Below are 14,333 nucleotides of genomic sequence, written 5' to 3'. Positions count from 1 at the left end.
CAACAGAAGAGGGGCGCTCCAGACCGGAGCGCCCCTCTTCGCACGTGGTTCCTACAGCTGCGTCCAGTCCAGCACCGGCGCCGCGAAGTCCCGGATCGACGCCAGCAGCCCGAGCCGAGCCGCCTTGACCTTCTCGTCCTCGGCCATCACCAGCACCTCGTCGAAGAACGTGTTGATCGGCCCGGTCAGCCCTTCAGCGGCCGCGAAGAACGCCGCCAGCCCGACGACGTCGCGCGGCACCCCGTCGAACGCCTTGTGCAGCGCCACCTCGGCGGGTTCCGACAACACCGAAGCGTCGTACGAGCCCTCGACGGTGGCAGGCACGATCCGCCGCACCCGCTGCAAAGCCGCTGCCAGCGCGTCGAAGGACTCGTCACCGGCCAGCGACTCCAGCTGCGCCAGCGTCTCGTCGGCCAGCACCGGTGAGTCGGCCAGCGGCAGCACCGCCTGCACGAACCGGTGCTCGTGCCCGCCGTCGAGCAGCGCCTGCTCGTACCGGCGCACCGCGAACTCGCGGGCCGTCTCCAGGGCCTCCGCAGAGACCTCAAGTCCCTCGGAGGCAAGGGAAAGCGCCACCGGCAGCGTGATCGCGCGCAGGTCGGGGTGCGCCCGCAGCACGGTCACCGCGCCGAGAGCCGCGCGGCGCAGGCCGAACGGGTCGGACGAACCGGTCGGCTGCGCGCCGATGCCGAACAGGCCCGCCAGCAGGTCGAAGCGGTCCGCCAGCGACAGCAGCGCGCCCGGCACCGACGACGGCAGCGCGTCGCCTGCCGAACGCGGGAGTTCCATCTCCCACAACGCCAGTGCGACCTCGGGCGTCTCGCCCGCGCGTGCCGCGTACTCGCGGGCCATCACGCCGGCCAGCGACGACAGCTCGATCACCATCTGCGAGCCGAGGTCGAACTTGGCCAGCGCGCCCGCCCGGTCCAGCGTCTCGCGGTCGACGTCGACCACCGAGGCGAACCGGCCGGCCAGCGCGGCGATCCGCGACGCCCGGTCGGCCATCGAGCCGAGCTTGTCCGCGAACGTCAGCTTCGCCAGACCGGACTTCATCTCGTCGAGCGGCGTCTTGAGGTCCGCCCGCCAGAAGAACGCCGCGTCCTCGTACCGGGCGCGCAACACGGCCTCGTTGCCGGCCCGCACCAGGTCCGCGTCCACGGCACCGTTCGCCACGGCCACGAAGTGCGGCAGCAGGGTGCCGTCGGCCGACCGCACCGGCAGGTAGCGCTGGTGCTTGCGCATCACGGTGGTGAGGATCTGCCCCGGCAGCTCCAGGTACCGCTCCTCGAACGAGCCGAGGATCGGCGTCGGCCACTCGACGAGGTTCGTCACCTCGTCCAGCAGGCCGTCGACCTCGACGACACCGCCGACCGACGCGGCCAGGTCCTGTGCGGCGGCGACGATCGAGGCGGAACGCACCGACGAGTCGGCCTGGATGCCGTGCGACCGCAGGAACTCCAGGTAACCGTCCGCTTGGGACACCTCGACGACCGGCACGCCGGCCGTGCGGTGCACGCGCGTCGAGGTACCCGAGGCGAGCGACGACACCGCGACCGGCACCGGGGTCTCCCCCAGCAACGCGAGCAGCCAGCGGATCGGCCTGGTGAACGACAGCTTCGGGTCGTTCCACTTCATGTTCTTCTCGGCGCGCAGGTCCGACACGACCTCGGCCAGCAGCCCGCTCAGCACCTCGACGGCGCCACGGCCGGCGTCGGACTTGGTCAGCGCGACGAACTCGACGCCGTTCTCCTCCACACGCCCGAGCGCCGAGACCTCGACGCCCTGACCGCGCGCGAAGCCCTGCACGGCCTTCGTCGGGTTGCCGTCGCCGTCGAAGGCAGCGGAAACGCGAGGACCGCGCACGGTGCGTTCGGCGTCCGGCTCACGCGGCGAGACCGCGGGCACCAGCACGACGATGCGGCGCGGCGTGCCGTGCACCGTCACCTCGCCGCTGGACAACCGGGTCGCCGCCAGCTTCGAGGTCACCGCGGCGCGCACCGCGTCGACGGTCCGGATCACCTCGTGCGGCGGCAGTTCCTCGGTGCCGATCTCGAACAGGAGCGTGGCCGGCGCGGCGACGTCCGCGAAGGACGAGGGCTTCTCGGCGACGGCCGGTAGTTCGGCCACACCGAGCGGGTGCCCGAGCTCGGACCGGCGCTCCGCCCACAGCGCGGCGACCTCACGCGCGAGTCCGCGCATACGGCCGAACGCACGGGCGCGCTCGGTCGTGGAGATCGAACCGCGCGCGTCCAGCACGTTGAAGATGTGCGAGCACTTCAGCACGAAGCTGTGCGCCGGAACGGGCAGGCGGGCGTCGAGCATGCGCCGGGCCTCGGCCGCGAACTCCTCGAAGAGGCGCTTGTTCGCCTCCACGTCCGCGTCGTCGAGGTAGTACCGCGACATCTCGTACTCGGCCTGGCCGAACGCCTCGCCGTAGGAGATGCCGGGCGCGTAGGCGATCTTCTTGAAGTGGTCGACGCCCTGCAGCGCCATCATGATCCGCTCGATGCCGTAGGTGATCTCCACCGACACCGGGTCCAGCGTCATGCCGCCGGCCTGCTGGAAGTAGGTGAACTGGGTGATCTCCAGGCCGTCGAGCCAGACCTCCCAGCCGAGGCCCCAGGCGCCCAGGGCGGGCGAGGCCCAGTTGTCCTCGACGAACCGGACGTCGTGCCCGCGCACGTCGATGCCCAGCGCCTCCAGCGAACCGAGGTAGAGCTCCTGCGGGTCGCCCGGGTCGGGCTTGAGGATCACCTGGAACTGGGTGTGCGTCTGCAGCCGGTTCGGGTTCTCGCCGTAGCGGGCGTCGTCGGGCCGCACGGACGGCTCCACGTAGGCGACGCGCCACGGCTCGGGACCCAGCACCCGCAGCACGGTGGCCGGGTTCAGCGTTCCCGCCCCGACCTCGGTGTTGAACGGCTGCACCACGATGCAACCTCGGTCGGTCCAGTACTTGGTCAGCGCGAGCAGCGCGTCCTGCATCGTCAACACGGCGACGAGTCTACGAAACAAGCAAAACCGCTGGTCAAGGGGCCTCGATCAGGTGGTCTCCGCCACTGTGCCACCCTGTGCACAACCGAGTGGCGGCCCCGCACGTCTACTTGGTGTACCCGGATGTGCTGAGAGGAGTGGGTGTGGACAACCGGCCGCCGCGGCCGGGAGACCCGACAGGGAATCCCAGGCGACCTTCCGCCACCCCGCGTCCCCAGACGGGCCAGCCCCGCCGCCCGCAGGTCCCGCCACGTGCGGCCGAGCCCCCGCGCAGGCAGCCCGGTGCTGCCGAACCCCCGCGCCGGGAGCCTCCGAAGCGCGTCGAACCACCGCGCCGCGAGCCGGCCGGCCGTGCCGAACCGCCTCGCCGGGAACCCCCGAAGCGCATTGAACCACCGCGCCGCGAACCAGCCCGCGCTTCGTCGTCCGCCCCGCGCCCGCGTCCGGTCGCCGACCGTCCCACGGTCCGCACCACGCCCGCGAAGGCGGAGGCCGCCGCACCCGCGCCCCGCCCGAGGCCCAGGCCCGCACCGGCCCGCCGCCCGAGCAAGGCCGAGCGCGGCGCGTCCACCGGCGCCAAGATCTTCATCAGCATGGTGTCCGCGACGATCCTGCTGGTCACCGGCATCGCGTGGCAGAACCTGACCGCGCTGACGGACGGCCTGACCAAGCAGGACCTGAACCTGGCCGACGCGGGCGAGAAGCCCGCCGACGGCGCGATCGACATCCTGCTGGTCGGCATGGACAGCCGCACCGACTCCAAGGGCAACCCGCTGCCGCAGAACATCCTCAACGAACTGCAGGCGGGCGGCACCGACGACGGCGGCTTCAACACCGACACGCTGATCCTGCTGCACATCCCGAACGACAGCGGCAAGGCCTACGCCGTGTCGTTCCCGCGCGACTCCTACGTGAAGATCGCGGGCGGGTTCGGGCGGCACAAGATCAACTCTGCCTATGGTTTCGCCAAGAACCAGGCCGCCGAGAAGCTCAAGGGCAGCGGCAAGCCCGCGCCCGAGGTCGAGATGGAGTCGCGCAAGGCGGGCGCGAAGAACCTCATCGAGACCATCCAGACCCTGACCGGCGCGACGATCGACCACTACGCCGAGGTCAACCTGGTCGGTTTCTACGACATCACCAAGGCCATCGGCGGCATCGACGTCTGCCTCAACGCCAAGGTGCGCGACAGCTTCTCCGGCGCGAACTTCCCCGCGGGCCAGCAGACCATCGAGGGCAAGAACGCGCTCGCGTTCGTCCGCCAGCGCCACGGCCTGCCGCTGGGCGACCTCGACCGCGTCGTGCGCCAGCAGGTCTTCATGGCGGGCCTCGCCAAGAAGATGCTGTCCGCGGGCGTGCTCACCGACAGCACCAAGCGCAACGAGATGATCAAGGCCGTCAGCGGCGCGATCGTGCTCGACGAAGGCTGGGACATCACCAAGTTCGCCCTGCAGATGAAGGACATGACGGGCGGCAACATGACGTTCCAGACGATCCCGACCGGCAACCCCGACCTGCAGACCCCCGAGGACGGCTCGGCCGTCGAGGTGATCGAGTCCGAGGTGCGGACGTTCGTCAAGAACCTCGGCAAGGCACCGTCGTCGACCCCGGCGGACCCGAAGTTCGACAAGGCCTCGGTGACCGTCGACGTCCGCAACGCCTCCGGCCAGCCCGGCCTCGCCGGCAAGGTGCTCCAGTCGCTCGTCGCGAAGGGCTTCACGGGCGGTCAGACGGGCAACGCCGACGCCATGGCGTCGTCGGTCGTCCGGTACGGCAGGGGTGGCGAGACGGGCGCGAACGCGGTCCAGGAGACGCTCGGCGGCCTGAACGTCGAAGAGGACGTCAACGTGCCGGCCGGCGCCGTCCGCGTCTTCCTCGGATCGGACTACTCGGGTCCCGGCACGCAGGGTTTCGCCGGTTCCGGAGTACTCGCCCTGGACGGTGCGCGTCAGCAACCGGCTGACCCCGCGGCCCCTCCGCCCATCTCCGCAGACGGTGTGCGCTGCGTGAACTGATACTCAGAGTAGATATGTATCCCCCATTCGGGGGGTTCTCCTGGCAAGTTGCGTAAGCGGCGAAGCACTGGGGCCTTCCATCACCGTGAGACCCGCTCACGGGGTGGAGGACCAGGGTGCAGACTGCGAACGGCCAAATCGACACAGTGGCGTACCAGCGCGTGCTCGGTGACGAGATCCGCAGCCTTCGCAAGCAGCGCGGATGGACCCGCAAGGAGCTGAACAAGCGGCTGCAGACCGAGATCTCTCTGCAGACGCTGGCGACCTACGAGCTCGGCACCCGGCAGTGTTCCGTCGTCCGTCTCGTGGAGATCTGTCACGCCCTCGACGTCCCGGCGCACCAGGTCCTCGCCCGCGTGCACGAACGCTTCTTCGGCGACACCCCCGCCGGGCACCTGACGCTGAGCCTCACCTCGATCGCCGCGGCCGACAACCCGCGGATCCTGCCCCTCAAACGGTGGGCGGCCGGACGGCTGCACGCACTGCCGCCAGGTGCCTCACCCGACGTGCACCTCGACCTGCCCGCGCTCGAGAACATGGCGCAGCTGTGCCAGTTGCCGGCGGTGGAGCTCATCCGGATCCTGCGGGCACTGAGTCGCTAGTTGTACCGAACCCCGTTCACACCAACGCTGGCGGCCGTCCGAAAGGGCCGAACGGCTGCGCCGGTAACATCGCCGGGGTGAACGATTCCCCCGCCCGCCTCCCCCTGCGCACCGCAGCCGCCGTGAAACTGGGCAACCTGAGCTCCACGCTGTCCCAGAAGATGGGTCTCGGCGCCGGCGGCATGATCGGCGGCCGGGTTGCGCTGAAGCTCGACCCGCAGGCGCTCAACCGCCTCACCCAGGGCCGCAGGGTCGCCGTCGTGACGGGCACGAACGGCAAGACCACCAGCACGATGATGCTGGCGCGGGCCGTGGGCGCGCTCGGCGAGGTCGCCACGAACCACAGCGGCGCGAACATGCCCGACGGCCACGTCACGGCGCTTTCGAAGCAGCCGGACGCGCCGTACGCGGTGCTGGAGTGCGACGAGGCCTACTTCCCGTCCGTCGCGGGCGCCAGCAACCCGTCCGTCGCGGTGATCCTGAACCTCTCGCGCGACCAGCTCGACCGGGTCGGCGAGGTCCGCACCATCGAACGGTCGCTGCGCGACGCCGTCGACAAGCTGCAGAACTGCACGATCATCGCGAACTGCGACGACGTGATGGTGACGAGCGCGGCTTGGAACGCCTCCAAGGTCGTCTGGGTCGCCACCGGCACCGGCTGGCACCACGACTCGGCGAGCTGCCCGCGCTGCGGCAACCCGATCCGCTGGCAGGGCGAGCACTGGCACTGCACGGGCTGCGACCTCTCGCGCCCGCACCCGAACTGGATCACCGCCGACGAGGCGATGATAACGCCGGACCACCAGAAGCTCGAACTGCGCCTCACGCTGCCGGGCAAGTTCAACCAGGCCAACGCCGTCATGGCGTCCGCGGCCGCCCACGCGATGGGCGTCCCCGCCGACGAGGCGGTGCGCCGCCTGCGCGGTGTCTCCAACGTGAGCGGCCGCTACCGCACGATCCAGCGCAACGGCCGCAGCGCGCGGCTGTTGCTCAGCAAGAACCCGGCGGGCTGGAGCGAGACCCTCACGGTCGTCAAGGAGGCCAACCACCCGGCCGTCCTGGTGATCAACGCCCAGGAGGCCGACGGCCGCGACCTGAGCTGGCTGTGGGACGTCCCGTTCGAGCGCCTCCAGGGCCGCACGGTCATCGCGTCCGGCGAACGGGCGACCGATCTCGCCGTCCGCCTGACCTACGCCGAGGTCCAGCACACGATCGTGCCCGACCCCCTGAAAGCCATCGACCAGATGCCGCAGGGGGCGGTCGAGGTCATCGCCAACTACACCGCGTTCCGCGACTTGAATGCCAGGGCTGCCGCTGATGAGTGAGTCGACAATCCAGATCGCGCTCGTGCTGCCGGATCTCCTCGGCACGTACGGCGACTTCGGCAACGCCGTGGTCCTAGAGAAGCGCATGACGTGGCGCGGCATCAAAGCCGAGATCGTGCCGATCAACTACGGCCAGCCGGTGCCGGACTCGTGCGACATCTACGTCGTCGGCGGTGGTGAGGACACCGCGCAGACGCTGGCGGTGAAGCACCTGCGCGAGCACCCCGGCCTGCAGCGCGCCGTCACGAAGAACGCCGTGGTGCTGGGCGTCTGCGCCGGCATCCAGATCTTCGGCGAGAGCTTCACCCGTGCCGACAACGTCACGCACCCCGGCATGGGCCTGATCGACTCGACCTCGCACGCCGGCGGCAGCCGCGCGATCGGCGAGGTTCTCGCCGAGCCGGCGAACGGCCTGTTCGAGGGCGTGCTGTCCGGCTTCGAGAACCACCAGGGCCGCACCGTGCTCGGCCCGGCCGCCCGCCCGCTCGCGCACGTCAAGGTCGGCACCGGCAACGACGGCAGCGTCGAGGGCGCCGTCCAGGGCCGGATCCTGTGCACCTACCTGCACGGCCCGGTGCTGCCGCGCAACCCGCAGATCGCGGACCTGCTGATCGAGTGGGCGACGGGCGTGAAGCCCGCGCCCCTGGACCTGCCCGCCGTCACCGCTATGCGGGCGGAGCGGGTGAAGGCAGCGAGCTGACCGGCAACAACCGGTCCGCGACACCAGGCCAGATCACGGCCATCACGTAGTCGGTTGCGAGCGCGGGCCCCACCGAGGGCCTGCGCTCCATCCACACCGCGAGCCGTTCCGTGGCGCCGACGACGATCTCGGCGAACGCCTCCGCCTCCAGCGGGTCGATCTCCGGCGTGAACGACGCCAGCACGGCCCCGATCATGTCCGTCTGCTGCTGGCGGATGCCTTCCACCTCCTCCTGCGCCGACGGCACGGCCACAGCCGCCTCCTGCCGCAGCAACGCCCAGGACCTGCGGTGCTCGTCGATGAACTCGAAGAACGCGAGCAGGCCGAGCCTCAGGAACTCCTCGGGACTCGCCGCACCCGCGATCGCCGCCGCCGTCTTCTCCCGCAGCTCCGTGCGGGCACGGTGGATGCAGCCGATGAGCAGGCCTTCCTTCGAGCCGAAGTACTCGTAGAGCATCGGCTTCGAGACGCCCACCCGTTCGGCGATCTCGTCCATCGAGGTGGCGAGGTAGCCCTGTTCGGCGAAGATCTCCTCGGCGACGGCGAGCATCTGGGCCATGCGCTGGGCCTTGGGCATGCGGCGCCGTGGAGCTGTCACGACAGCCTCCTGCCAAAGTCCGACATCGTTCTCCTAGTACTTTGATGCTTGTGCGAACGGCGTACAGGTGCCGGGCCTATCCCACTCCTGAGCAAACCAGAATCCTCAACCGCACATGGAGCTCACATTCCTCTCGGAGGTGTCCTGCGTGCCGTTGCAGCGCGCGTTGCGGCACCAGCAGACCGCGTTGCGGAACTTCTTCAGCGGGCGCACCCGTTACCCCAGGTTCAAGCCGCGCACCGGACGCCAGAGCGCACACTTCACACGTTCGGCGTTCCGGATTCGTGCCGGCGTGCTGACACTGGCGAAGATCGCCACACCTTTGCGGTTCGCGTGGTCCTTCGATGACATCGACGTGACCTTGCTCGTTCCGACCATGGTCGTGGTCTGCCGCGAGCCGGATGACCGCTGGTAAGTGACCTTTGCCGTCGACACGGATGCTCCTGCCCCGCTTGAACCTGCCGGACAGGCGATCGGGGTCGATCTCGGCCTCGCCGAGTTCGCGGTGACCAGCCGCAACCCCTCCGGCAAGACGTGCTCCGCGTGTGGGCATCGACTCGCCGAACTCGCACTGTCTGCCCGGCACTGGACGTGTCCGAGCTGCCGCACCCGGCACGACCGGGACCACAACGCGGCGAAGAACATCCTTGCGGCTGGTCGAGCCGTAGCCCGAGACAACTCGGCCGATGCCTGCGGAGCTGATGTCGGACGGCAAGGGCCCACCCTTCCGCAATCGGCCGTGAAACAGGAAACCTGTGCCGCGAGGTACAGCCCGTAGTGGCTGCACGCCTCGAGGCGTGCAGGGCCCCGTCGCAAGAACGGGGAAAGACAGAAATGGAGTCTACCGCTCGTAACTTACTCGGGGTAACCTACTGCGAAGTAGCTACCGCGAGCGGAGGGACTTCCCCATGCACCGAGAGACGAAAGTGGTCGTCATCGGCACCGGCTTCTCCGGCCTCGGCATGGCCATCGAGCTGAAGCGCCGCGGCGAGCACGACTTCGTGGTGCTGGAGAAGGCCGCCGACCTCGGCGGCACCTGGCGGGACAACTCCTACCCGGGCTGCGCGTGCGACGTGCCCTCGCACATGTACTCGTTCTCGTTCGAGATGAACCCGAAGTGGTCGCGGATGTTCGCGCGGCAGGGCGAGATCTTCGGTTACCTGCAGCGCGTCGCCGAGAAGTACCGGCTGCGGCCGCACATCCGCTTCAACACCAAGGTCTCCGGCGCGCAGTGGGACGACGAGGCCAAGCGTTGGAACATCACCACCGAGCAGGGCGACACGTACACGGCTCAGGCCCTGGTCGCGGGCGTCGGCGCGTTGCACATCCCGAACGTCCCGGAGTTGCCCGGCATCGAGAACTTCAGCGGCAAGGCGTTCCACAGCGCGCAGTGGGACCACGACTACGACCTGACGGGCAAGCGCGTCGCCGTCATCGGCACCGGCGCGTCCGCGATCCAGTTCGTGCCGAAGATCGCCGGCCAGGTCGCGTCGATGAAGATCTTCCAGCGCACGCCGCCGTGGATCATGCCCAAGGCCGACCGCGAGATCAACGGCTGGGAGCAGAAGCTGTTCCGCGCCTTGCCCTTCACGCAACGGGCCTACCGCAACTTCGTGTACTGGACACGCGAGTCCTCCGCGCTGGGCTTCGCGGTCAACCCGAAGATCATGCAGTTCGCGCAGGGCATCGCGTTGCGGCACATGAAGAAGCAGGTGCCGGACCCGGCGTTGCGCAGGAAGCTGAAGCCCGACTACACCATGGGCTGCAAGCGCGTGCTGATCTCCAACGACTTCTACCCCGCGCTGGGCAACCCGAACGTCGACCTGGTGACGGACAAGATCTCCGAGGTGCGCGAGAAGTCCGTCGTGGACAGTTCGGGCGTCGAGCACGAGGTCGACGTCATCATCTACGGCACCGGGTTCCACGTCGTCGACTCGTTCGACTACCTGGACATCCAGGGCAAGGGCGGCGTCGACCTCGCGAAGCAGTGGCGCCAGGAGGGCATCGAGACCTACTACGGCATCACGGTCTCGGGCTTCCCCAACCTGTTCTTCCTGCTGGGCCCCAACACCGGACTCGGGCACAACTCGGTCGTGTTCATGATCGAGTCCCAGATCCGGTACATCTCGCAGTGCCTCCAGCTCCTCGAAAAACACCGCGCGGAGGAGCTGGACGTGCGAGTGGAGGCCCAGCAGGAGTTCAACGAGGAGCTCCAGCAGAAGCTCACCAAGGGCGTGTGGACCCAGGGTGGCTGCAAGAGCTGGTACCTCGACGCGCAGGGCGTGAACCGCACCGTGTGGCCGGGATTCACCTGGCGGTACTGGATGCGGACCAAGCGCGTGCGCGCCGAGGACTACGTGCTCACGACGGCTGCACGATGACCTTCAGGGCGGTCCGCTCGTCCATCGCCTGGTAGCCCAGCGCGACGTCGTCGAGCGAGACCGTCCGGTCGAACACGGGACCGGGGTCGATCCGCCCGGCGAGCACGTCGGCCAGCAGCTCCGGCAGGTACGCGCGTGCCGGAGCGACACCGCCGCCGATGGCGATGTTGCGGCCGAACAACTTGCCCAGCGGCAGCCCCGGCATCTCGTGCGGCACACCGACGTAGCCGATCCGGCCACCGTCGCGCACGATGCCCATCGCGGTCTCCCACGACTGCTCGGTGCCGACGCACTCCAGCACCGCGGACGCGCCGAGCCCGCCGGTCATCTCCTTGATCCGCTCGATCGCGGCCTCACCGCGTTCGGAGACCTGGTCCGTGGCGCCGAAGAGCCTCGCGATCTTCGCCCTGTCCTCGTGGCGGCCCATCGCGATGATCCGCTCGGCGCCGAGCCGCTTGGCCGCGAGCACGCCGCACAGGCCGACCGCGCCGTCACCGACGACCGCGACCGTGCTGCCGGGACCGACACCCGCGCCCATGGCGGCGTGGTGCCCGGTGCCCATGACGTCGCTCAGGCTCAGGAACGCGGGCAGCAACGCCGCCGGCGCGTCCGCGGGAACCCGGACCAGCGTGCCGTCGGCCTGCGGCACGCGCACGGCCTCGCCCTGCCCGCCGTCGCTGCCCTTGCTGCCCCAGAAACCGCCGCTGCGGCAGGACGTCTGCAGCCCGGCCTGGCAGTACGCGCACGTGCCGTCGCTCCACACGAACGGCGCGATGACCCGGTCGCCGACCTGGACGCTGCGGACCTCGCCGCCGACCTCCTCGACGATGCCGAGGAACTCGTGCCCGATCCGCTGCCCGCCCTCGCGCTTGGCCACGCCCCGGTACGCCCACAGGTCGCTGCCGCAGATGCACGCGAGCTCGACCCGGACGACGACGTCGGTGGCCTCCTGGAGGGCCGCGTCCGGCACCTCCTCGACTCGGATGTCTCGGGTGCCGTAGATCGTCGTAGCCCGCACCGGGCGCCTCCTCTGTCTCGTTGCCCAACCGTTACATCGTGCTCCTGTCCCGGCGTTCCCGCCGAATCGAGACACTGTGGAATTGCTTACTCGTGCTTAGTATCAGCGGGGTGATCACTGCCGAAGGCCTCGTACGGGCACGCGGAATCCGTTATGCGACAGCTGACCGCTTCGCCGCGCCGTCCCCGGTCGCCTGGGACGGCGTGATCGACGACTCGCGGCGCGGCCCCGCCTGCCCGCAGCCCCCGTCGGCACTGGCGGCGGTGGTCGGCAACTCGGTCGAGGGCCTCTCGTTCGACGAGCACTGCCAGGTGCTCTCGGTGACCGCTCCGGCCGGTGCGTCCGGTCTGCCGGTGATGGTCTGGTTCCACGGCGGCGCGTACGTGACCGGCAGCGGCGAGTCCACGAAGTACGAGGCCGGACTGCTGGCCTCGGAAGGCGTAGTGGTCGTCAGCGTCAGCTACCGCCTCGGCGTCTTCGGCTACCTGCGCGACAACCTCGGTCTGCTCGACCAGCTCGTCGCGCTGCGGTGGGTGCGGGACAACGTCGCGGCGTTCGGCGGTGATCCCGCGAACGTCACGGTCTTCGGGCAGTCCGCCGGCGGCGACTCGGTGTACGCGCTGATGCTCACCGACACCGAGGGCCTGTTCCACCGGGCGATCATGCAGAGCGCGCCGATGGGCACCCGCAGCCCCGAACGCGCGGAGATGACGGCGGCCCTGCGCGCGGCGATCTCCGTCGACGCCTCCACCTCGGTGGAAGACGTGCTGGCGGCCCAGGTCGCGGCCATCGCTGCCGTCGGTTCCCAGTTCTTCCCGTCGGGCAGCATGCCGTTCGCGCCGGAGGTCGACGCCGATCTCACGGCGGCCGCGTCGCGCGTCGAGCTGCTCGTCGGGCACACGGCCGACGACGGCAGCCCGTACGTGCCGAGCCGGGAGCACTGGGAGACCGTGACCGAGCTGATCTTCGCCGGCGGGGCGCGTCAGCTGGCGCAGGACTGGACGGCGGCGGGCGGCCGGGTCGCCACCTACCTGTTCAGCGGGGCACCGTCCGATGCCCCGCTGGGCTCGTGCCACTGCATGGAGCTGCCGTTCCTGTTCGACCCGGAGGGCTGGCTCGGGGCGGGCATGCTCGCCGGCCAGGAACCGGATCCAGTGCTGGCCAAGACACTGCGCGGCGCCTGGACGACGTTCGCGCGAAACGGGCTGGACGCGTTGCCGTCCCGCTCGCTTGAATTCGGCGGATGACCGGCCGCGAACGTTTGCGCACCACCTTCGGCGAGGACGCGGTCCGGTACCACCGGGCACGTCCCACCTATCCCCCGCAGCTGTTCGAACGCCTGTCCGGCCCGCGCATCCTGGAGATCGGTCCCGGAACAGGCCAGGCGACGCTGCCGCTGACGGCACTGGGCGAGGTGACGGCGGTCGAGCTGAGTCCCGATCTGGCGGCTGTCGCCCGTGCCCACGCCCCCGTCGCCAGGGTGATCGTGGCGGACTTCGACGCCTGGCCGCTACCGGACCCGTTCGACCTGGTGGTGTCGGCGACGGCGTTCCACTGGCTCGACCCCGCCACCCGGATGGCCCGCTGCGCCGCGGCCCTGCGGCCGGGAGGCTCGCTGGCCGTGATCTCGACGCACCACGTCGCGGGCGGCACCGAGCAGTTCTTCGTGGACGTGCAGGAGTGCTACGAGCGCTGGGATCCGTCCACACCACCGAACCTGCGGCAGTCTCCCGCCTCGGCGATCCCCTGCGAGTTCGACGAGAGCCCGTTCTTCGGTGAGCCCGAGTTCCACCGCTACGAGTGGGAGCAGGCGTACAGCACCGAGGAGTACGCGGACCTGCTCCTCACGTACTCGAACCACATCGTGCTGCCGGACCGCGACCGGTTGCTCGCGGACGTCCGGCAGCTGATCGACACGCGCTACGACGGCCGGATCGTGAAGCGGTACCTGACCCAGCTGGCCCTCGCGGTCAGGGTCTCCGGCCCCGGTCGGCCATGACCACCACGGCGCCGCCGCCACCCACGAGCACGAGCCCGGCCAGGCCCAGCGGCAGCAGGTCGAAGCCGGTGAACGCCAGGTCCTCCGCGACCTCGTGAGCCGGAGCCGCCTCATGCGCCGGCGCAGCCTGAGGCGCCGGTGGGGCTCCGCCCTGCTGGACCACCGGCGGGACCGACGGGATGGTGGTCGGCGGGGGCTTCACCGCCGGGGTGCAGCCCGTGTGGGCCGGGTTGCCGCGGCCCACGCCGTGGTTCGAGTCGCACTCGTAGCCGGAGTCGGCGTCGGAACCGCCCGGCTGGTGGCCCGGCGGGTTCTTGTTGTCAGCCTTGCCGACGCAGCCGGCGCACGGTCTGCCGTTCGCCTCGCCCGTGCCGTTCCCGTTCTGCGACGGCGAGCCGTCACGCGTCGAGACGTACGGACCGGGCACGTTCGCGCCGTCGCCGCCGAAGTCCGCTTCCGACGGCGGCTGGGGCGTGGAAGTGTCCTGCTTGGACTGTCCCGGTGGGACGTTCGTGTTGTTCGTGATCCCGTTCCCCTTGCCGTTTCCGGGATCGGCGAGCGCGAGGCCGGGCGCCAGCGCCAGCGCGGCGGCCGCCGCGAGGGCGGGGAGTAGACGCGTTGCCTTCATGCACGGGATATAGGACGGTGTGTGACCTGCGTTACACCTGACCTCGGACCGCCTCGGTCGATCTTCAGGCTTCCGACAG

The 14,333-nt window shown here is 70.0% G+C and carries 13 protein-coding genes; 9 read left to right on the top strand and 4 right to left on the bottom strand.

Annotated features, from left to right (window positions below):
- Positions 1 to 51: 51 nt before the first annotated feature.
- The gene (locus tag LX88_RS17945; RefSeq protein WP_258949200.1) at positions 52 to 2,982 is read right to left on the bottom strand and encodes a glycine--tRNA ligase; all 2,931 of its coding nucleotides are present in this window, start codon (positions 2,980 to 2,982) and stop codon (positions 52 to 54) included.
- An 86-nt stretch (positions 2,983 to 3,068) separates the two neighbouring features.
- Between LX88_RS17945 and LX88_RS17940 the strand changes: the two genes are divergently transcribed.
- The 4 genes from LX88_RS17940 to LX88_RS17925 all read left to right on the top strand — a co-directional run bounded on the left by LX88_RS17940 (position 3,069) and on the right by LX88_RS17925 (position 7,630).
- Entirely contained in the window at positions 3,069 to 5,003 is a 1,935-nt protein-coding gene (locus LX88_RS17940) for an LCP family protein (protein WP_258948921.1), read from the top strand.
- Positions 5,004 to 5,119: 116 nt separating this feature from the next.
- Positions 5,120 to 5,605: a helix-turn-helix domain-containing protein gene (locus tag LX88_RS17935; protein ID WP_258948920.1), complete on the top strand. Its 486-nt coding sequence runs from the start codon at positions 5,120 to 5,122 to the stop codon at positions 5,603 to 5,605.
- Positions 5,606 to 5,682: 77 nt separating this feature from the next.
- Positions 5,683 to 6,930, top strand: a complete 1,248-nt coding sequence (locus LX88_RS17930; RefSeq protein ID WP_258948919.1) for a MurT ligase domain-containing protein — start codon at positions 5,683 to 5,685, stop codon at positions 6,928 to 6,930.
- Entirely contained in the window at positions 6,923 to 7,630 is a 708-nt protein-coding gene (locus tag LX88_RS17925; protein WP_030479202.1) for a type 1 glutamine amidotransferase, read from the top strand. Before LX88_RS17930 ends, LX88_RS17925 begins: the two co-directional genes overlap by 8 nt.
- Here LX88_RS17925 and LX88_RS17920 read toward each other — a convergent pair.
- A complete protein-coding gene (locus LX88_RS17920; protein WP_258949199.1) occupies positions 7,596 to 8,189 on the bottom strand; it encodes a TetR/AcrR family transcriptional regulator in 594 nt (197 codons plus the stop codon). The two genes, LX88_RS17925 and LX88_RS17920, sit on opposite strands and share 35 nt — an antisense overlap.
- 154 nt (positions 8,190 to 8,343) lie before the next feature.
- On the opposite strand from LX88_RS17920, the gene LX88_RS17915 reads away from it, so the two are divergent.
- The 3 genes from LX88_RS17915 (at position 8,344) to LX88_RS17905 (ending at position 10,609) form a co-directional block, all read left to right on the top strand.
- Positions 8,344 to 8,643, top strand: a complete 300-nt coding sequence (locus LX88_RS17915; RefSeq protein ID WP_258949215.1) for a hypothetical protein — start codon at positions 8,344 to 8,346, stop codon at positions 8,641 to 8,643.
- Positions 8,644 to 9,006: a zinc ribbon domain-containing protein gene (locus LX88_RS44300; RefSeq protein ID WP_308203448.1), complete on the top strand. Its 363-nt coding sequence runs from the start codon at positions 8,644 to 8,646 to the stop codon at positions 9,004 to 9,006. It abuts the gene before it with no gap.
- Between the two features lie 130 nt (positions 9,007 to 9,136).
- Positions 9,137 to 10,609 carry a flavin-containing monooxygenase gene (locus LX88_RS17905; protein ID WP_258948918.1) on the top strand — a complete coding sequence of 491 codons (1,473 nt, stop codon included), beginning with the start codon at positions 9,137 to 9,139 and terminating at the stop codon, positions 10,607 to 10,609.
- On the opposite strand, the gene LX88_RS17900 is transcribed toward LX88_RS17905, so the two are convergent.
- Positions 10,590 to 11,627 carry a zinc-dependent alcohol dehydrogenase family protein gene (locus tag LX88_RS17900; protein WP_258948917.1) on the bottom strand — a complete coding sequence of 346 codons (1,038 nt, stop codon included), beginning with the start codon at positions 11,625 to 11,627 and terminating at the stop codon, positions 10,590 to 10,592. The genes LX88_RS17905 and LX88_RS17900 overlap by 20 nt on opposite strands.
- Before the next feature lie 110 nt (positions 11,628 to 11,737).
- Between LX88_RS17900 and LX88_RS17895 the strand changes: the two genes are divergently transcribed.
- Together LX88_RS17895 and LX88_RS17890 are read left to right on the top strand one after the other, a co-directional pair.
- Positions 11,738 to 12,874: a carboxylesterase family protein gene (locus tag LX88_RS17895; protein WP_258948916.1), complete on the top strand. Its 1,137-nt coding sequence runs from the start codon at positions 11,738 to 11,740 to the stop codon at positions 12,872 to 12,874.
- Positions 12,871 to 13,626, top strand: a complete 756-nt coding sequence (locus LX88_RS17890) for a class I SAM-dependent methyltransferase (protein WP_258948915.1) — start codon at positions 12,871 to 12,873, stop codon at positions 13,624 to 13,626. The genes LX88_RS17895 and LX88_RS17890 overlap by 4 nt, the downstream gene beginning before the upstream one ends.
- Here LX88_RS17890 and LX88_RS17885 read toward each other — a convergent pair.
- Positions 13,598 to 14,254, bottom strand: a complete 657-nt coding sequence (locus tag LX88_RS17885) for a hypothetical protein (RefSeq protein WP_258948914.1) — start codon at positions 14,252 to 14,254, stop codon at positions 13,598 to 13,600. The genes LX88_RS17890 and LX88_RS17885 overlap by 29 nt on opposite strands.
- Positions 14,255 to 14,333: the final 79 nt, after the last annotated feature.

The sequence above is a fragment of the Lentzea californiensis genome, assembly GCF_024648825.1.
In the GTDB taxonomy this organism is placed as follows: domain Bacteria; phylum Actinomycetota; class Actinomycetes; order Mycobacteriales; family Pseudonocardiaceae; genus Lentzea; species Lentzea californiensis.
This window is presented reverse-complemented; position numbering and strand designations above follow the sequence as displayed.